Source organism: Catenuloplanes nepalensis (assembly GCF_030811575.1).
Lineage (GTDB): Bacteria > Actinomycetota > Actinomycetes > Mycobacteriales > Micromonosporaceae > Catenuloplanes > Catenuloplanes nepalensis.
The window spans coordinates 2856670-2873997 of record NZ_JAUSRA010000001.1; the positions used below are offsets into that span (position 1 = coordinate 2856670).

The 17328-nt window shown below is 73.2% G+C and carries 19 protein-coding genes; 9 read left to right on the forward strand and 10 right to left on the reverse strand.

Annotated elements, in window-relative coordinates:
* Positions 1 to 27: 27 nt before the first annotated feature.
* On the reverse strand, positions 28 to 750 hold the full coding sequence (locus J2S43_RS12045; protein WP_306829001.1) for an SDR family NAD(P)-dependent oxidoreductase: 723 nt from the start codon (positions 748 to 750) through the stop codon (positions 28 to 30).
* Between the two features lie 69 nt (positions 751 to 819).
* Between J2S43_RS12045 and J2S43_RS12050 the strand changes: the two genes are divergently transcribed.
* A complete protein-coding gene (locus J2S43_RS12050) occupies positions 820 to 1683 on the forward strand; it encodes a LysR family transcriptional regulator (protein ID WP_306829002.1) in 864 nt (287 codons plus the stop codon).
* Positions 1684 to 1826: 143 nt separating this feature from the next.
* Here the strand turns inward: J2S43_RS12050 and J2S43_RS12055 are convergent, their stop codons facing one another.
* The 3 genes from J2S43_RS12055 to J2S43_RS12065 all read right to left on the reverse strand — a co-directional run bounded on the left by J2S43_RS12055 (position 1827) and on the right by J2S43_RS12065 (position 4428).
* Entirely contained in the window at positions 1827 to 2276 is a 450-nt protein-coding gene (locus tag J2S43_RS12055) for an SPW repeat protein (RefSeq protein WP_306829003.1), read from the reverse strand.
* A 68-nt stretch (positions 2277 to 2344) separates the two neighbouring features.
* Positions 2345 to 3685: a M28 family peptidase gene (locus J2S43_RS12060; protein ID WP_306829004.1), complete on the reverse strand. Its 1341-nt coding sequence runs from the start codon at positions 3683 to 3685 to the stop codon at positions 2345 to 2347.
* 287 nt (positions 3686 to 3972) lie between these two features.
* Positions 3973 to 4428: a MarR family winged helix-turn-helix transcriptional regulator gene (locus tag J2S43_RS12065; RefSeq protein ID WP_306829005.1), complete on the reverse strand. Its 456-nt coding sequence runs from the start codon at positions 4426 to 4428 to the stop codon at positions 3973 to 3975.
* A 74-nt stretch (positions 4429 to 4502) separates the two neighbouring features.
* On the opposite strand from J2S43_RS12065, the gene J2S43_RS12070 reads away from it, so the two are divergent.
* Together J2S43_RS12070 and J2S43_RS12075 are read left to right on the forward strand one after the other, a co-directional pair.
* Positions 4503 to 5528, forward strand: coding sequence for an LLM class flavin-dependent oxidoreductase (locus tag J2S43_RS12070; RefSeq protein WP_306829006.1), 1026 nt, complete (start codon positions 4503 to 4505; stop codon positions 5526 to 5528).
* 3 nt (positions 5529 to 5531) lie between these two features.
* The gene (locus tag J2S43_RS12075; protein ID WP_306829007.1) at positions 5532 to 6209 is read left to right on the forward strand and encodes an NADPH-dependent F420 reductase; all 678 of its coding nucleotides are present in this window, start codon (positions 5532 to 5534) and stop codon (positions 6207 to 6209) included.
* Between the two features lie 145 nt (positions 6210 to 6354).
* On the opposite strand, the gene J2S43_RS12080 is transcribed toward J2S43_RS12075, so the two are convergent.
* Positions 6355 to 6813, reverse strand: a complete 459-nt coding sequence (locus J2S43_RS12080) for a GNAT family N-acetyltransferase (protein WP_306829008.1) — start codon at positions 6811 to 6813, stop codon at positions 6355 to 6357.
* A gap of 248 nt (positions 6814 to 7061) precedes the next feature.
* On the opposite strand from J2S43_RS12080, the gene J2S43_RS12085 reads away from it, so the two are divergent.
* Positions 7062 to 7265, forward strand: a complete 204-nt coding sequence (locus J2S43_RS12085; RefSeq protein WP_306829009.1) for an ATP-binding protein — start codon at positions 7062 to 7064, stop codon at positions 7263 to 7265.
* A 3-nt stretch (positions 7266 to 7268) separates the two neighbouring features.
* Here J2S43_RS12085 and J2S43_RS12090 read toward each other — a convergent pair whose 3' ends face one another.
* The 3 genes from J2S43_RS12090 to J2S43_RS12100 all read right to left on the reverse strand — a co-directional run bounded on the left by J2S43_RS12090 (position 7269) and on the right by J2S43_RS12100 (position 9909).
* Positions 7269 to 7775: an RICIN domain-containing protein gene (locus J2S43_RS12090; RefSeq protein ID WP_306829010.1), complete on the reverse strand. Its 507-nt coding sequence runs from the start codon at positions 7773 to 7775 to the stop codon at positions 7269 to 7271.
* 260 nt (positions 7776 to 8035) lie between these two features.
* Complete coding sequence (locus tag J2S43_RS12095; protein WP_306829011.1) at positions 8036 to 9187, reverse strand: Gfo/Idh/MocA family protein; 1152 nt, start codon at positions 9185 to 9187, stop codon at positions 8036 to 8038.
* Positions 9184 to 9909 carry a sugar phosphate isomerase/epimerase family protein gene (locus J2S43_RS12100; RefSeq protein ID WP_306829012.1) on the reverse strand — a complete coding sequence of 242 codons (726 nt, stop codon included), beginning with the start codon at positions 9907 to 9909 and terminating at the stop codon, positions 9184 to 9186. The genes J2S43_RS12095 and J2S43_RS12100 overlap by 4 nt, the downstream gene beginning before the upstream one ends.
* A gap of 398 nt (positions 9910 to 10307) precedes the next feature.
* On the opposite strand from J2S43_RS12100, the gene J2S43_RS12105 reads away from it, so the two are divergent.
* Entirely contained in the window at positions 10308 to 10898 is a 591-nt protein-coding gene (locus J2S43_RS12105) for a TetR/AcrR family transcriptional regulator (protein ID WP_306829013.1), read from the forward strand.
* 87 nt (positions 10899 to 10985) lie between these two features.
* Here J2S43_RS12105 and J2S43_RS12110 read toward each other — a convergent pair whose 3' ends face one another.
* A complete protein-coding gene (locus J2S43_RS12110) occupies positions 10986 to 12002 on the reverse strand; it encodes a LacI family DNA-binding transcriptional regulator (RefSeq protein ID WP_306829014.1) in 1017 nt (338 codons plus the stop codon).
* 145 nt (positions 12003 to 12147) lie between these two features.
* Between J2S43_RS12110 and J2S43_RS12115 the strand changes: the two genes are divergently transcribed.
* On the forward strand, positions 12148 to 13488 hold the full coding sequence (locus J2S43_RS12115) for a cellulase family glycosylhydrolase (protein ID WP_306829015.1): 1341 nt from the start codon (positions 12148 to 12150) through the stop codon (positions 13486 to 13488).
* Positions 13489 to 13682: 194 nt separating this feature from the next.
* Here the strand turns inward: J2S43_RS12115 and J2S43_RS12120 are convergent, their stop codons facing one another.
* Positions 13683 to 14225, reverse strand: a complete 543-nt coding sequence (locus tag J2S43_RS12120) for a TetR/AcrR family transcriptional regulator (protein ID WP_306829016.1) — start codon at positions 14223 to 14225, stop codon at positions 13683 to 13685.
* Positions 14226 to 14329: 104 nt separating this feature from the next.
* On the opposite strand from J2S43_RS12120, the gene J2S43_RS12125 reads away from it, so the two are divergent.
* The 3 genes from J2S43_RS12125 to J2S43_RS12135 are packed head-to-tail and all read left to right on the forward strand — an operon-like array spanning position 14330 to position 17283.
* Positions 14330 to 15223 carry a TIGR03564 family F420-dependent LLM class oxidoreductase gene (locus J2S43_RS12125; protein ID WP_306829017.1) on the forward strand — a complete coding sequence of 298 codons (894 nt, stop codon included), beginning with the start codon at positions 14330 to 14332 and terminating at the stop codon, positions 15221 to 15223.
* On the forward strand, positions 15224 to 15718 hold the full coding sequence (locus tag J2S43_RS12130) for a PH domain-containing protein (protein WP_306829019.1): 495 nt from the start codon (positions 15224 to 15226) through the stop codon (positions 15716 to 15718).
* Complete coding sequence (locus tag J2S43_RS12135; protein WP_306829020.1) at positions 15715 to 17283, forward strand: PH domain-containing protein; 1569 nt, start codon at positions 15715 to 15717, stop codon at positions 17281 to 17283. The genes J2S43_RS12130 and J2S43_RS12135 overlap by 4 nt, the downstream gene beginning before the upstream one ends.
* The last annotated feature ends 45 nt before the right edge of the window (positions 17284 to 17328 follow it).

Below are 17328 nucleotides of genomic sequence, written 5' to 3' on the forward strand. Positions count from 1 at the left end.
ACGCGATCGAGGCCACGCCGCCGGGCGTCACCAGGGGACGGGTCCCTCGTCGGAGAGGAAGGAGGCGGTGGCGTGGCCGGGCGTGGTGGCCAGGTGGACGGCGACGGCGGCGCCCTGGGCGGCGGTGCGGTCGAGGGACAGGCCGAGCGCGGCGGTGAAGTCGGTGGCGCAGGCGCCCGGTGCGACGGCGTTGACCGTGATGCCGGCGTCGGCGAGCGCCTTGGCGTACTGGACGGTGAGCATGTTCAGCGCGGCCTTGGACACCGGGTAGCCGGCCATCGTGCCGCGGGCCGCGAAGGTGCGCCCGGGGTCGGTCATCCAGGTCATCGACGCGGTGCCGCTGGAGACGTTGACCACCCGGGCGCCGGTGCCGCGCCGGAGCAGCGGGAGGAACGCCTCGGTCACCCGGATGACGCCGAACAGGTTCGTGTCGAAGATCGACCGAATCGTGTCCAGGTCGACGGCGCCGGGCGCCTGGCGCGGACCGCCGGAGATGCCGGCGTTGTTGACCAGGACGTCGAGCCGGCCGAACCGGTCCTCGACCGTGCGGGCGGCGGCGGTGACCGAGTCGTCGCCGGTCACGTCCAGCGTGATCGGGTGCCCGCCGATCCGGTCGGCGGCGTCGGCGGCCTTCCGCGGGTCGCGGGCCGCGACCAGGACGGTGAGGCCGTGCCCGGCCAGGCCCTCCGCGATGGCCGCGCCGATGCCCTTGTTCGCGCCGGTGACCAGCGCGATGCGTTCGTCTGTCATGCGTCGATCCGACCACCGCGGCGGGCTCCGCTCCAAGATCGATCGGCTCTCGATCGATACCCTGGCGGTATGGACGACCTGGAGACGCGCGAGCTGCGGTACTTCGTCGCGGTCGCGGAGGAGCTGCACTTCGGGCGGGCCGCGGACCGGCTCGGCATCGCGCAGCCGCCGCTGTCCCGCGCGATTCGCCGGCTCGAGCACCGGCTCGGCGTGCCGTTACTGGAGCGCACCAGCCGTTCCGCGCGGCTCACCCCGGCCGGCGAGGTGCTGCTCAGCGAGGGACGCGCGGCGCTGGCCGCGGTGGCGGCCGCGACCCGGCGCACCCGGCGCGCGGGCCGGCCGGCCCCCGGTCTGGTGCTCGCGCTGAAGGCCGGCGGCGACTCCGGGCTGCTGCCCGCGATCCTCGGCGGGTACGCGGCGCAGCCCGGATCCGTACCGGTGGAGCTGATCTTCTCGATCGGTGAGCGGGCCGCCATGGTCCGTGACGGCCGCGCCGACCTGGCGCTGCTGCACCACCCGCAGAACGACCTGACCGGCCTGGACAGCGAGCCGCTGCACACGGAGCGCCGGGTCCTCGCGCTCGCCGGCAACCACCCGCTGGCCGCCCGCGACTCGCTCACCCTAGCCGACCTCGCCGGCCTGCCCGTGCCCCGCTGGCCGGAGGCCGCGATCGCGGCTCCCGGCCCGCCGATCGCCGAGGTGGGCGAGCTGCTCCAGCTCATCGTGCTCGGCCGCGTGGTCTCCCTGGTCACCGAGTCCGCGGCGGCCCGCCCGCACCCGGGCGTCGCCTACCGTCCCGTCCTCGACGCACCGCCGACCACGCTCGTCCTCGCCTGGCCCGCGAACAGCCGGTCCCGCACCGTCGCCGCCTTCGTCACCGCGGCCCGCACCGCCGCCGGCGAGGCGGGGCCGGTCCCTGTCCGAGAGCCGTGACGCACCGGCCGGCCGGCCTCGCGGCGCGCCAGGTTCGCCGACGTTCCGGCCTCACGGCGATCCAGGCGCCATCGCAGTCGTTCCAACGGCTGCGATGACGCCTGGATCATGGATCGTTGGCGCGTTCACCTGACGCCGGCAGGTCAGGAGTCGCGGATCACGCTTCGGGAGCGTCCTCCGGAAGCGGCGCTGGCCAGGGCGAGCACCGCGATGACCGCGCCGGTGACGACGCTGGTGCGGGACGCCATCAGGTCGTCGCCGTAGCCGAGGAGGAACGGGGAGGCGATCAGCCAGACGCCGAGGGCCAGGTGGATCAGGCCGAGGCGGCTGGTCTTCGGGGGTGCGGCGAGGCGGGCGGCGGCCAGGAGGACGGTGGCGGCGCCGGTGAGCAGCGTGTTCCAGAATGCGGCGCCGTCGAGGCCGAGGACGAACGGGGCGATGACCAGCCAGATGCCGGCCAGCAGCACACCGATGTCGGTGATCAGCGAGAGGCGGCCGCCGGCCGGGCCGGGGTACGTGGGCGGCGCGGTCTCCTGCGCGAGTTCGTGGCCGGGCGGGCGCTCGCGGTTCTCCGGGCCCTTGATGTCGGTCATGATGGTCCTCTGTGTGCCTGAGGGGTGGGGCACGATGCGGCTACCCCACCCGCCGGGGCACAAACCGGTTACGGCAGCGCGGGGTTGCGGGCCGTGGCGTAGGCGGCGGATCCGATCAGCTCCATCGAGACCTTGAGGCGCTCCAGGCTGATGTTCTTCGCGATCGTGTCCTCCGGGCTGTGGTAGGGCGGTTCGAGGATCGCCGGGGACTCCTCGCCGCGCCAGGAGAAGTTCGCGGACGCGATGCCGACCTCCTGGAACGACTGGTGGTCGCTGGAGCCGCGCAACGTGACCGGGGAGATCTGCGGTGCGTAACCGAGCCGGTCCGCGGCCGCGGCGACCTCGTCGGTGGCGCGGTTGGCCAGGCCGGTGAAGGAGAGCAGCCAGTAGCGGGTGGCCGGGTCCCAGCTGGTCGCGACCATGTCGTTCTGGAACACGGCGACGATCCGGTCCCGTTCCGCCTGCGGTAGCTGGGACACGTAGTAGCGGGAGCCGATCAGCCCCTGCTCCTCCGAGCCCCACAGGCCGAACCGCAGCGTCGCGTTGACCGGCAGGCGCCTCAGCACCCGGGCCAGTTCCAGATTGAGGACGGTGCCGGAGCCGTCGTCGTTCGCGCCCGGCGCGCCGATCACGGTGTCGTAGTGCGCGCTGACCATGACGACCGGGCCGGTGCCGTCCCCCTTGCGCCGCTCCGCGAGCACGTTGTGTGAGGTCAGGCCGCGGTGCGCGGTCGTGGTGACGGTCAGCCTGCGCAGCCGCCCGGCCGCGAGCAGCGCGCGCAGCCGGTGCTTCTGCGCCTGCGCCACGCCGACCACCGGGATCGTCACCGGCGTGGTCGCGGAGCCGGGCAGCGTCGGGCTGAACGCGGACGCGCGCCGCGGCTCGACCAGGTCGGCGGGCAGGAAGATCACGGCCGCGGCGCCGCGCGCGACCGCGAGCGCGACCACGGTCTCCCGGTCCGCGGCCACGTAGTCGACCAGCAGGATCTTGCGGCGCACGTCCTCCGGGTAGTCGGCCGCGCCGCCGGCGCCGGCGTCCAGCACCTCGCCGCGGACCGTGGTGTCCAGCCTGGCGTGCCCGGACGCGCCCGCCTGCCAGCACAGGTCGCGGGGAAGGCCGCCGGGCGTGTCCAGGTCGGCGAGGAACTTGTCCGCGACCGGGAACGGCTGGAGCGTGGTGTCGTAGCCGAGCCGGTCCAGCGTGTGCGCGATGTAGTCGGCCGCGCGCTTCTCCGAGCGGGTGCCACCGATCCGCGGGCCGATGCGCTCGGACAGCACGCGCAGGTGCTCCAGCGCCTTGCGGGCCGACACCTCGCCGGCCACCTGCCGGTCGCCCGGGGTGAGGGCCGGCGGCCGGACCGCGCCGGGCCGCTGATCACCCACCGCCCAGGCGGGGGCGGGCAGCGCCACACCGGCCGCTCCTCCTGCCGCGATCACCAGCATCCGACGTCGGCTGAACGAGGTCCTCGAGGCAGGGTTTTCCAAGACTCCTCCTAGATCCCGGGGCGGGCGGCGCCGCCACCACAGCACAGAGACTATGGTCGATCTTGAAGTTGGTCTATTGAAAGCCCATTAAGATCTTTCGCCGGTACGGCAATGAGGCTAGCCTCCTAGGACGCGTGAGGCGGGGTGCGGGCTGTCACTCGCGGCGAGACGGATCCGGCGTGGGCCGTCTTACGGCGGCGAGAGCGACCCCGTCACTCGGTGGCGAGGTGTGCCCGGAGTGCCGCCGCGATCTCGCCGGCCGCGGCGAGCTGCTCCGGTGTGAGCGCGTCCACGAAGAGCTCGCGGACCGTCCGCAGGTGCGGCACTGTGGCGGCGCGGAAGGCCGCGCCGCCGTCCTGGCTCATCACGATCAACGCGCCCCGGTTGTCGTCCGGCGACGCCGTGCGGGTGATCAGGCCGCGGCGTTCCATCCGGCCGAGGTGGTGGGAGAGCCGGCTGCGTTCCCAGCCGATCCCCGCGGCCAGCTCGGACGAGCGCAGCCGGGTGTCCGGCGCCTCGCTGAGTGCGAGCAGGACCGCGTAGTCGCCGGGGCCGAGGCCGGTGTCGTCGTGCAGGCGGGCGGTCACCCGGCTGCGCAGCGCGTCGGTGGTCTCGATGAACTCGCGCCAGACGTGCAGTTCGTCACGGTCGGGAAGTTGGCGGGGCATAAAGCTGGACCTCCGGTAGTTGACGTGTCCATCATAGCTGTTATTGACGTGTCAACTACCTCGGAGGCAGTGCCATGATTCTCGGACTGGACACGTTCGGCGACGTCCCGGAGGACGACCACGGCACGCTCGTGACGCACGCGGCCGCGATCCGCCAGGTCGTCGACGAGGCCGTGCTCGCGGACGAACTGGGCGTGGACGTGATCGCGCTCGGCGAGCACCACCGCCCGGAGTACTCGATCTCCACGCCGGAGACCGTGCTGGCCGGCATCGCCACCCGCACCAAACGGATCGGGCTCGCCTCCGGCGTGACCGTGCTGAGCTCGGACGACCCGGTCCGGGTCTTCCAGCGGTTCGCGACCGTGGACGCGCTCTCCGGCGGCCGGGCGCAGCCGATCCTCGGGCGCGGCTCGTTCACCGAGTCGTTCCCGCTGTTCGGCTACGACATGAGCAAGTACGACGTGCTGTTCGAGGAGAAGCTCGACCTCTTCGTCAAGCTGCTCGACGAGAACCCGGTGACCTGGAAGGGCACCACCCGGCCCGCGCTCGACGACGCCGACGTGTTCCCGAAGTCCGAGTCCGGGCGGATGGACGCGTGGGTCGGCGTCGGCGGATCGCCGCAGTCGGTCGTCCGTACCGCGCAGCACGGCCTCAAGTTGATGCTGGCCATCATCGGTGGCGCGCCGGAACGGTTCGCACCCTACGTCGACCTCTACCGGCGGGCCGCGGAGCAGCTCGGCACGGTCGCACACCCGGTCGGCATGCACTCGCCCGGCTTCGTCGCGGACACCGACGAGGCCGCGAAGGAGCTGTTCTACCCGCACTACAAGGTGCAGCGGGACCGGATCGGCGCGTTGCGCGGATGGCCGCCGCTGCGCCGGGCCGAGTTCGACCACGAGGTGGAGAGCGGCTCGCTCTACGTCGGCGCGCCGGAGACGGTGGCGCGTAAGATCGCGCGCGCGGTGAAGGCGCTCGATGTGGAACGCTTCGACCTCATCTACACCGTCGGCGCGCAGCCGGTCAGCGCCCGCCTGCGCGCGGTCGAACTGCTCGGCGCGAAGGTGTTCCCGATGGTTCGCGACATGGTGACGGAGAGCTGAACGATGACCACCGTAGGGATTCTCGGCGCCGGCAAGGTCGGCACGGTGCTGGCCCGGCTCGCGGTCGCGGCCGGCTACGACGTGCTGATCGCCGGCTCCGGCGACCCGGAGCGGATCCGGCTGATCGTGGAGATCCTGACGCCGGGCGCGGTCCCGGTCACCGGTGCCGAGGTCGTCGCGCGCGCGGACGTGGTCGTGCTCGCGCTGCCGCTCGGCAAGTACCGGAGCGTGCCCGCGGAGGCGCTGCGCGGCAAGCTGGTGATCGACGCGATGAACTACTGGTGGGAGGTGGACGGCGTGCGCGACGACCTGACCGACCCGCGCACGTCGTCGAGCGAGACCGTGGCGGCATATCTGGCCGGCGCGCGCGTGGTGAAGGCGTTCAACCACATGGGCTACCACGATCTGGAGGAGGGCGCGCTGCCGGCGGGTGCGCCGGGCCGGCGGGCGATCGCGATCGCGGGGGCGCCGGAGGACGTGACGGAGGTGGCGGCGGTCGTCGACGCGCTCGGGTTCGACCCGGTGGTCGCCGGGGCGCTGGCCGAGGGCGTGCGGATGGAGCCGGGCACCGAGCTGTTCGGCGCGAACACGGACGCGGCCGAGGTCCGGGCGATGCTGGCCCGATTCGCCGACTCCGACCGCGGCCGCGTGGTGACCGCGGCTCGCGCCGCCACCGCATAACCGACACCGCGAACGGCCGAGGACGGGGGTACGGCCTCGGCCGTTGCCGCGTTGCCGCGTTGCCGTTGGGCCGGGCGCGTGGCGGTGGCCGGCTGCCGCTCGCGGCCGGGCCCGGTCCCGCGGCTGTGTGCGGCCGGGCCGCGGGTCAGTCGATCTCGCGGGCCAGGTAGACGCCCAGCGGATGCTCCGGGTAGGGACCGAAGCTGTGGATCCGCTTGTAGCCCTCCCGCTCGTAGAACCGGACCGCCTCCGGCTGCCGCACCGTGGTCGCCATCTGCACCGTGACCACGCCGCGCTCCCGGGCCCGGTCCTCCAGCGCGCGCAGGATCGCGGTGGACGCGCCGGTGCCGCGCGCCTCCGGTGCCACGTACATCCGCTTCACCTCCGCCGTGCCGTCATCCAGCACGCGCAGCGCGCCGCAGCCGACCGCGGTGCCGGCGATGTCCCGGGCGACCACGAACGCGTCCACGTTCTCCGCGGTCGGCTCCACCGGCTCCCGCTCCTGAACGTCGCTGAACCGCGCGAGCAGTTCCTCACCCATGGCCGCGCGCAGCCGCACGCCGTCCACCCCGTCGAACGCCTCGTCCACAATGGTCGTCGTCATCATTCTCCGATCAGTTCACGCTGTGCATGAAAGATCAGAACAGCCCACCGGGGTACGCGGGAAATGCCGATCCGGCAGCCCGGCCATGCCACCGGAGTATGGCAACGGCCGGTTCGTCGCCACGGACGCTCCGGCCGTACCCGCCGATGGGTCTTTCTTCGGGTTTTCGGTCCGTTCTGGTGACATGTGGTCACGCGGGCGCCCGGCGGCGTCTCCAGCAGACCGCCGGGTGCGGCTCCGGGCTTGCGATGTCGGTTCGCGCGTCCGTCCGGTTCCGGGTGTGGCGGACCGGGCTGGGGCTGGCTATCGTGCGGCGGATCGTGGAGTCGCACGGCGGGCAGCCGGCGGTCTTCTCCACGGTCGGCGTGGGCAGCACGTTCGTGCTGTGGCTGCCCGCCGCCGGCCGTGCGGACGACACGCCCCCGCCCGCCGCGAACCCGATGCTGCGCTGACGCTCAGCTCCACACCCAATGGATACCCGGCGTGTACCCGTCGGCGTAGAAGTAGCGCACCCACAGCGTCAGGTCCGGCTCCTGCGACATGCACTCCCCGGAGAGCACGCTGATCAGCACGTTGTCGCCGTAGGCGGTCCAGACCGGCGTCCACTTCTGCTTGTCCGGCAGCGGGCTGACGCAGTACTCCGCGAACACCTCGCTGCCGGGCCCGTTCGGCGCGGACAGGCACCAGCCGGTCCGGTTGTTCACCACGCGGTAGGTGTCGCCGCCCACGAACTCGAACCGCCACAACTGCTCACCGGCGTACGTGCAGGCGTCCACCGCCCACACCGTGGTCGTCGGCTGGTTGGTCCTGCCGTACAGCTGGCGCAGGCAGTCCTCGCTTGCCGCGTTCCGGATCGACACCGCCGTGGACGACGCCGTGGCCGTCGAGGCGCCCGCCGGCATCACCGCCGCCACCAGCCCCAGCAGGACCGCGGCGAGCGCCACCACCGTCTTCCTTCGCATCCTGAACCTCCCCGTGACATGGTTCTCAGCCATCAGATCGTCCATCATGGATGCGTTGTCTGTCATCGGTGCGAAGCCTGCTGGTTTGCGACAGCGGAGGAGGTGGCGCGTGCGTGCCGGACCGCGCGTGCCGCAGCAGCGTCCCGATCGTCCCGGCCGCCCCGGTGATCAACACGGTGCTCATGCCGGCCGTGCCGGATCGCCGTGGCGGGCACGATGCCGTGGCGGCGCATCGGTGGCGCGCGGCCGGGGCGGCGCGTTCATCCGGTCACCGGGTCGAACGTGCTCGCCACGGTCACGTACTCGCCGCGGTCGGCGGACTCAGCGATGGAGAGCATCAGGTCGAGCACGTGCAGCGCCCGGGTCCCGGACGCGGCGTGCGGCACGCCGGCCCGGATCGCGCGTGCCATCTCGGCCACGCCGAGCCCGCGTGCGACGTGTGGGTCCTCGTCGCCGGGCGCGACCGGCAGTTCGGTCCACCCGGTGTCGCCGCGGCGCAGGATCCGGCCGTGGTCGCGGTGCCGGTTCGGGTCCGGCAGCGCCAGCGTGGCGGCGGTGCCGGTGATCTCCAGCAGGCCGGTCCGGCCGAGCGGCGAGTCGAAGCTCATCACCAACGTGGCGATCATGCCGTTCGTGAACTCGATCAGCGCGGTGACGTGCGTCGGCACCTCGACCGGGAACGTCGTGCCGGCGTGCGGGCCGCTGCCGATCGTGCGCTCGGCGAACGCCTGCCGGCCGAGCGCGACCACCCGCGCGGCCGGGCCGAACGCGGCGGTGAGCGCGGTCAGGTAGTAGGGGCCGATGTCGAAGAGCGGGCCGGCACCGTGCTGGTACAGGAACTCGGGGGAGTGGTGCCACGACTCCGGTCCCGGACTCTGCATGATCAGCAGTGCGCTCTGCGGCGTACCGATGGTGCCGTCGTTCACCGCGCGCAGCGCGTTCGCCAGGCCCGGCGCGAGGAACGTGTCCGGTGCGCCGCCGACCCGCACGCCGGCCGCGGCCGCGGCGCCGAGCATGCGGGCGCCGGACGCGCGGTCCAGCGACAGCGGCTTCTCGTTGTAGACGTGCCGGCCGGCCGCGATCGCGTCCGCCGCGACCGCGTCGTGCGCGGCCGGGACGGTCAGGTTGACGACCAGTTCCACGTCCGGGTGCGTGATCGCGGTGGGTACGTCCGTGGCGAGCGGCACGCCGTACTTCTTCGCGACCGTGGCGGCGCGGCCGGTGTCCAGGTCCGCGCAGACGACCACGCGCACGTCGTCCGGGTAGCCGGCGAGGGTGGGCAGGTACTGGTGGCTGACCGTGCCGCAGCCGACGATCGCGACGCCGACCGGGCCGTTCACCGCAGCACCGCTGTTCACCCCGGCACCGCTGTTCAGCGCGGCGCCGCCGTTCATCGCAGCACCGCCGTTCATCGCAGCACCGCCGCGCTCGCCCGCAGGGCCTCGAGGACGTCGCCGGCGCACCGGTCGAGTTCCACGATCCGCCGCGCGCCGGCCGGGGCGGCGGCGAGCGCGGCCGCGATCGGCACGATGCCGTCGCCGACCGCGGTCATCGGGCCCTCGACCGTGGCCGGACCGTCCTTGACGTGCAGATAACCGACGCGGTCGCCGAGCCGGCCGAGCAGCGCGGGCACGTCCGCGCCGCCGGTCGCGGCCCAGTACAGGTCGACCTCGAGGAGCACCTCCGGGGCGAGCCGCTCCGCGAGGACCTCCAGCGCGGTCCGGCCGCCGATCAGCGTGGCCACCTCCCAGTGGTGGTTGTGGTATCCGACGCGCAGCCCGAGGTCCGCGGCCCGGATCGCGGCCGCGTCGAGGCGGCGGGCGGTGTCCGCGACCGCGTCCGCGTCCGCGAACCGCTCGGGCGGCAGGTAGGCCTGGATCAGCGTGTCCGTGCCGAGGACCGGCGCGGCCGCGAACGCGGCGTCCGCGTCCGGGCCGAGCACGTCCGTGTGCGCGCTGCACACGGACAGCCCGGCCGCGTCGAGGCCGGCCCGCAACCCGTGCGGGTCGCGGTGGGCCTGGAACGGCTCGACCGCGGCGTAGCCGGCCTCGGCGAGCGCGCGCAGTGTGCCGGGCCGGTCCGCGGCGAGCAGGTCCCGGACGGTGTAGAGCTGGACGGCGAGATCGGTGCTCAATGATGCTCCCTACCAAGAGACGGTGGCGGTCTTGACGGGATTCGTCGTCGTGCAACCCGAGTCTGGTCGAGTTCGGCGAGCACGTCTAGATCGAATGTGGTGTATGGCCGCGCCGGGGCCATGACTGTGTGTCATTGACCACTCGCTGTGCGTTCTGGCTGCGCATCGGCCGTTCGGGCGGTCGTGGATCCACCTTTTATGCTGTTAATTCCAGTCAAATCCGGCGGATGTGCGCGTCCGTGCCCGAACTCTCGGAGATGCACGGGTCATGGGCGCCTGGCTCTGACCCGGCGCCGGTCGCGCCGCGGTCGGGGACCCGTACCGGCGGAGGGGTTTTGGCCTGTGGGTGGCCTGTTGATCAGAGCGACACTCTGATCATGGGATGTTAGCGTGAGCGGGTGCAACCCAGTCGGCGGGCGGAATATGCGGAGGCCACACGCCAGGCGATCATCGCGGCGTCGCGGGAGCTCTTCGTGACCAAGGGGTACGTGAAGACCACCGTCAACGAGATCGCCCGCACCGCCCGCGTCGCGCCCGCTACGGTCTACGCGGTCGGCGGCGGCAAACAGGATCTGCTCCGCACCGTCATCCAGGACGGGCCCGCGAGCCCGGCGTTCGAGCCGCTGCGCACCGGGATCGTGGCCGCGACCGACCCCGGCGAGGTGCTGCGGCTGGTCGTGCGCGCCAGCCGCGACGCATTCGCCGCGTGGGCCGACCTGATGCGCGTGGTCACCGACACCGCACCGCACGAGCCGGCCGCGGCCGAGAGCCTGCGCGTCGCCCGGCAGGTCCAGCGCGACTGCCTCGCGACCGCGGCCCGCCGCCTGGAGTCGCTCGGCGCGCTGCGGCTCGGCGTCGACGAGGCCACCGACGTGCTGTACTACTACCTCGGCAACTCCTCGTTCTTCACGCTGACCGGCGACAACGGCTGGACCCTCGACGACGCGGAACGCTGGCTGCTCGGCGCGCTCCACAAGACGCTGCTGTAACCGCCGGCCGATCGCCATCGCAGTCGTTCTGGCGACTGCGGTGACGCCCGGATCACCGGAGGACCGCCGGACGGGCCGGGTGAGTGGTCAGGGGAGGGCGGTGCTCTCGCGTACCGTCAGGGTGGGTCGCTGGAGGTCGGGAGGCTCGTCGGGAGTGCCGTTGACCAGGTGGAGGAGGCGGCGGGCGACGGACTCGCCGAAGACGACCGGGTCGCGGTGGACGGCCGTCAGTGACGGGGTGAGCGCGGTGCAGACCGGGGAGTCCTCGACGCTCGCGACCGAGATGTCGTCCGGGATGGACCGGCCGAGCGTGCGCAGTGTGCGGACGCCGGCGACCGCGAGGACCTCGTTGTCGAAGATGAGCGCGTCCGGCGGGGGACCGGTGCCGAGCAGGCGTTCGGTGGCGGCGCGGCCCTGTGCGTCGCTGTAGTCCGTGCCGAGCACGTCGCGCGGGGCGCGCGCGGGGCCGGCGGCGCGGCGGAACGCGGCCACCCGGCGGTGCACGTGCAGCAGGTCGCCGGGGCCGCTGACGTAGGCCAGGCGGCGGCGGCCGGTTGCCAGCAGGTGCGTGACCAGCAGGCCGATCGCGACGCCGTCGTCCACGCTCACGCACGGGATCAGGCGTTTCGGGTCGGGGCCGCCGGCCAGCACGGCGGGGACGCCGAGCTCGCGCAGCAGCGCCGGGCGCGGATCACCCCGGCGCAGGTCGCTGATGATCACGCCGTCGACGCGGCGTTCGTCGCTCCACCGGCGCAGCACGGTCAGCTCCTCCGCGACCGACCGGGTCATGTGGAACAGCAGTCCGTAGCCGGAGCGGCTGAGCACGGCCTGAGTGCCGGCCAGCAGCCGCAGGTAGAAGCTCTCGGTGCCGAACTCCCGCACGTCCCGGGTGAGCGCGAACCCGATCGTCATCGACGCGCTGCCGGAGAGCGTGCGCGCGGCGTGGTGCGGCGACCACTGCAACTCCGCCGCGAGCGCGAGCACGCGCTGCCGGGTCTGCGCGGACACGCCGGACCGCCCGTTCAGCGCGAACGAGGCGGCGGTCTCGGAGATGCCCAGGCGAGCGGCGAGATCCTTCAACGTGGGGCGGGCTCTGCGCGGCATGGTGCGGCCACCGTACCGGCATCGAAAGATTGCGATCGATTCGGCCCGGCGGTAGGTTGAGGACGATCCGGGCACCTTCATCATGCGTCGCGCGTCCCCACCAACGCGCTTGGGCAGGCGCATCACCACCTGTCTGAGGAAGGTCATGAGAAGAAAGCTGCTCGCGATCGGCGCGGTCCTCGCCGCCGCCGTCGCCTCCGTCATGTTCGGCGTGCCGTCCGCGTCCGCCGCGGTGGGACTGCACATCGAGGGCACCGACATCGTCGAGGCCAACGGCCAGAAGCTCATCATGCGGGGGATCAACCACCCGCACGTGTGGTACACGGGGAACACCGCCGCGTTCGCCGACATCAAGGCCACCGGCGCGAACACGATCCGCGTGGTGCTCGGCACCGGCAAGCGCTGGGGACCGTCGAACGACGTACCCGCGGTGATCCAGCTCTGTAGGCAGAACAGGCTGATCTGCGTGCTGGAGGTGCACGACACCACGGGGTACGGCGAGGAGGCCGCGGCCGCGTCGCTGGACGAGGCCGTGAACTACTGGATCAGTCAGAAGGCGAACCTGGCCGGCCAGGAGAGCTACGTCGTGATCAACATCGGCAACGAGCCGATCGGCAACGTCGACGCGCCGCAGTGGACCGCCGCGAGCGCGGCCGCGGTGGCGAAGATGCGCGCGAACGGATTCGAGCACCTGCTCATGGTGGACGCGCCGAACTGGGGCCAGGACTGGCAGTACACGATGCGGGACACCGCGCAGACCGTGCTGGACGCGGACCCGCAGGGCAACACCGTGCTGTCCATCCACATGTACGCGGTCTTCAACACGGCCGCATCGATCATCAACTACCTGGACGCGATCGCGGCCAAGGGGTGGCCGCTGGTGATCGGCGAGTTCGGCTGGCAGTTCGCGTCCGGTGAGGTCGACGACGCCACGATCCTGGCCGAGGCGCAGCGGCGCGGGCTCGGCTACATCGGCTGGTCCTGGTCCGGCAACACCGACCCGGTCCTGGACATGGTGCTCAACTTCGACCCGGCGCAGATCACCACCTGGGGACAACGGATCATCAACGGTACGAACGGGATCCGCGCCACGTCCCGCGAGGCGTCGATCTTCGGCGGCGTCCAGCCGACCACGCCGGTGCCGACCACCGCGTCGCCGACGCCGTCGCCCACCGGCGGCGGCAACCTGGGCTGCACCGCGGTCTACACGGCGGCCGGTCAGTGGCCCGGCGGCTTCCAGGGCGACGTGAAGGTCACCGCCGGCACGTCCGCGATCCGCGGCTGGTCGGTCGCGCTGACGTTCCCGAACGGCCAGGCCGTCACGCAGGCCTGGGGCGCCACGGTTTCCGGCACCGGTTCCGCGGTCACCGCCCGCAACGCGGCCTGGAACGGCGCGCTCGGCGCGGGAGCCAGCACCAACTTCGGCTTCATCGGCTCCTGGACCGGCACGAACGGCGCACCGGCCGTCGCCTGCACCGCGAGCTGACAGCCCCGCGGGCCGGGACGACCTACCGGCCCGCGGTGCCGGCCGTCCACGGCAGGCGGGCCGTTGCCGCCCGCATGCGGCAGGCCCGCCGTGCCGCCGGTATGTGGCAGGTCCGCCGGACCGCCGGTAGGTGGCAGGCCCGGCGTGCCGCCCGGCCTACGGCAGGCTCGTCGTGTCGTGTCGTGTCGTGCCGCCTACGGCAGGCCCGCGGTGACCAGCGCCAGCAGTCTGTCCAGGCGTCCCTCGTCGTCCGGCGGGCCGTGCTCACTGGCCCACGCCATCGCGCTCACCGCGATCAGCACGTCGGTGATCGGAATCGGCTCGGTCCGGCCCGCGGCCCGCTCGGCGCGGGCCAGCAGCGCGCCGCCGGTTTCCTCGATGGCGGTGTGGCAGTCCGTGAGCGCGGTGCCGTGTTCCGCCGCCAGCAGCTCCGTGGCGACCAGGCCGCGCATCGCGGTGGCGTGCGCGGCCAGCTCGCGCAGCCAGGACCGCAGCGCCGCGCCCGGCGATGGATCGCCGAGCAGCTCGCGGCCGTGCGCGCAGAGCGCGTCCACGTCGTCCCGGACGATCGCGACCAGCAGGTCGGGCAGCGTCGGGAAGTGCCGGTAGAGCGTGCCGGGCCCGACGCCGGCCCGCCGCGCGACCGCGTTGAGCGACACCTGACCGCCGTGTGCGGCGAACTCCGCGCGCGCGGCGGCGAGCACGCGCTCCCGGTTCTGGCGGGCGTCGCTCCTCATCGGACTCCAGGGTTGCTATGTGGAGAGGTTCTCCGTAGCGTAGCCCCCGACAACCGGAGAGGTTCTCCGGCTGACTGGAGAGGGTCGGTATGCGGATCGGTGCGATGATCGGTGAGGTACGCGGCCCGGTGACCGCGGACGAGCTGACCGCCCAGGCCACGGATGCGGCGGCGCGGCGCATCGGCAGGGTGTGGACCGCGCAGGCGCTCGGCTGGGACGCGCTCACCTCGCTCGCGCTGGTCGGCGCGCGGGTGCCGGACGTCCGGCTCGGCACCGCGGTCGTGCCGGTCCCGCCCCGGCACCCGCTGCTGCTCGCGAGCCAGGCGCTCACCGTGCAGGCGGCCACCGGCAACCGGCTCACGCTCGGCATCGGCGCCGGCATCGGCGCCCTGACCACCGGCCTGTTCGGGCTGCCCGCGGACCGGCCGGTGCACCGCATGCGCGAGTACCTGTCCGTGCTGCGCCCGCTGCTGCGCGGCGAGCCGGTCAGCCACGCCGGCGACACGCTGACCGTCAACGGCGGGGTCGCCGTGCCCGGTGCGCTGCCGCCACCGGTGCTGCTCGCCGCGCTCGGCCCCGCGATGCTGCGGCTCGCCGGCGAGCGGGCGGACGGCACCGTCACCTGGATGGCCGGCCCGCGCACGCTGGACACGCACGTGGTGCCGCGGGTGACGGCCGCCGGCCGGGCCGTGGAGATCGTGGCCGGGCTGCCGGTCTGCGTCACCTCCGATCCGGACGGCGCCCGTGAGCGGGTCGCGGCCCGGTTCGGCATGGCCGCCGGCGTGCCGGAGTACCGGTCCGTGTTCGATCGCGAGGGTGTCGCCGGACCGCGGGACGTGGCGCTGATCGGTGACGAGGAGACCGTGGCCCGGGGCGTCGCGCGGATCGCCGCGGCCGGCGTGACCGAGTTCGTCGGCTCGCCGTTCGGCGACTCCGGCGAGCAGTCCCGCGCGCTGAGCCTCCTCGGCGACCTTGACCGTAGCGGGCATCATGGATGAATGATCGACGCTGACGTGCTGCGGCCGCCACGGCATCGAGTGGATCGGCGGTTCGTGCTGTGGCGGACCGTGCGCGCGGTGATCGGGGCGGTGGTCGTGCTCGTACCGCTGGGGGTGCTGTATCTGATCTTCGAGGTGGCACGGCCGTGGATCGGGCCGGTGTGGCTGGTGCTCGCGGTCTGCTACCTCATCGGCATCGCGATCACGCCGACGTGGCGCTACCGGGTGCACCGGTGGGAGGCGACGGACGACGCGGTCTACGCGCTGGAGGGCTGGCTGACCCGCAAGTGGCAGATCGTGCCGATCTCGCGGATCCAGAGCATCGACACGGAGATCGGGCCGATCCAGAACCTGCTCGGCATCGCCACGATCAAGGTGACCACCGCGTCGTCCGAGGGCGGCATCTCGATCGAGGGCCTGGAGCGGACGGCCGCGGAGACCACGGTGGACCGGTTGCGCGCGGTGACCGCCGCGACGCCGGGCGATGCCACGTGACGACGGCCGATGCGCCCACGACCGGTGCGCCGGCAACCGGCGACGCACCATGGCGGCGACTCAGCCCGCGGCTGTTCTGGGTGGACCTGATCCGGGCCGCGCTCGCCTCCGTACCGGGATATCTCGGTCTTGTGGTGCTCGGCGACGACGGGCCGGTCTGGCCGCTGGTGGCCGCGTCCGCGTTCGGTGTGCTGCAGGCGGTGTCCGACCTGGTCCGGCTGCTGACCACGCGCTACCGGGTGCTGGACGACCGCGTCGAGCTGCACAGCGGCTGGGTCGCGCGCCGCCGGCGCACCGTCGCCCGGGACCGGATCCGCAGCGCCGACACCACCGCGAAGCTGCTGCACCGGCCGTTCGGGCTGCGCGTGGTGCGGATCGGCACCGGCGAGCAGGCGTCGTCGTTCACGCTGGACGCGCTCGACGCCCGCTCCGCGACCCGCCTCCAGCGGGAACTGCTCGCCCAGAAGCCGGCCACGGCCGGCGAACCCACGGGCGACGAGACCACGGGCAACGAATCCACGGCCGTCGCGCCCGGCGACGTGATCGCGCGGCTGCGACCCGCCTGGGTGCTGATCAACGCGGTCCGGGTCTGGGCCGTGCTCGCGGTGATCGGCCCGGTCTTCGCGGTCTACTGGTTCCTGCGCGCGTTCGGCGTCGACCTGCTCGACACCGGCCTCCGGCTCTACACCGCGCTCGGGCTCGGTCCGGTGTGGACGATCGTGCTCGGCGTCGCCGTCGCGTACCCGATCGGCGTGGTGATGCAGGCCGGCGCGTTCCTCACCGAGAACTGGCGGTTCACGCTCACCCGCGACGGCGGCACCCTGATCACGCGCCGCGGCCTGCTCGACACGCACACGGCACAGAGAGACGAGCAGCGGGTACGCGGCCTCGCCTTCAAGGAGCCGCTGGTCTGGCGCTGGCTGCGGATCACCGAGACGCTGCTGATCACCACGGGACTGCGCAGCGCTGGCGAGGCCGGATCCGCCACGCTGCTGCCCCGCGTCCGGCAACCGGAGGCGCGCGCGGTCGCGGCCCGGGTACTCACCGACGGTCACCGGCCGCTGGAAGCGCGCCTGCACCGGCACCCGCGCGGCGCGCTCACCCGCCGCCTGATCCGCGCGGTCACCGGCCCGGTGCTGCTGACGGCCGTGCTCGGCGGCTTCACGCTCAGCGGCGCGATCCCCGGCCGCTGGTGGCTGCTGCCGCTCACGTTCCTGCCGCTCACGCTGGTGCTCGCGGTCGCCGGTTACCGCGCGCTCGGACACGCCATGGCCGGGCCCTACCTGGTGCTGCGGCGCGGCGCTCTCACCCGGCTCACGGTCGCGCTGCGCCGGGACGCGGTGATCGGCTGGACGCTGCGCCAATCGCTGTTCCAGCGCTGGGGCGGCCGGATCACGATCGGCGTCTCGACCGCGGCCGGAGACCGGTTCTACCACACCGAGGACGCGGGTACGGAGCAGGCGATCGCACTCATTCGCGCCGCCACTCCGGAACTGGCCGCGCAGTTCGCCGAGCCGTTCCCGGCCGAACGGCCCGCCCGTTCCGGGGCTGTCCCGGCCGGCTGAGACGCGCGAGCCGCTGCGGCCCGGCGGCGCGGGCGGGCCGTCACG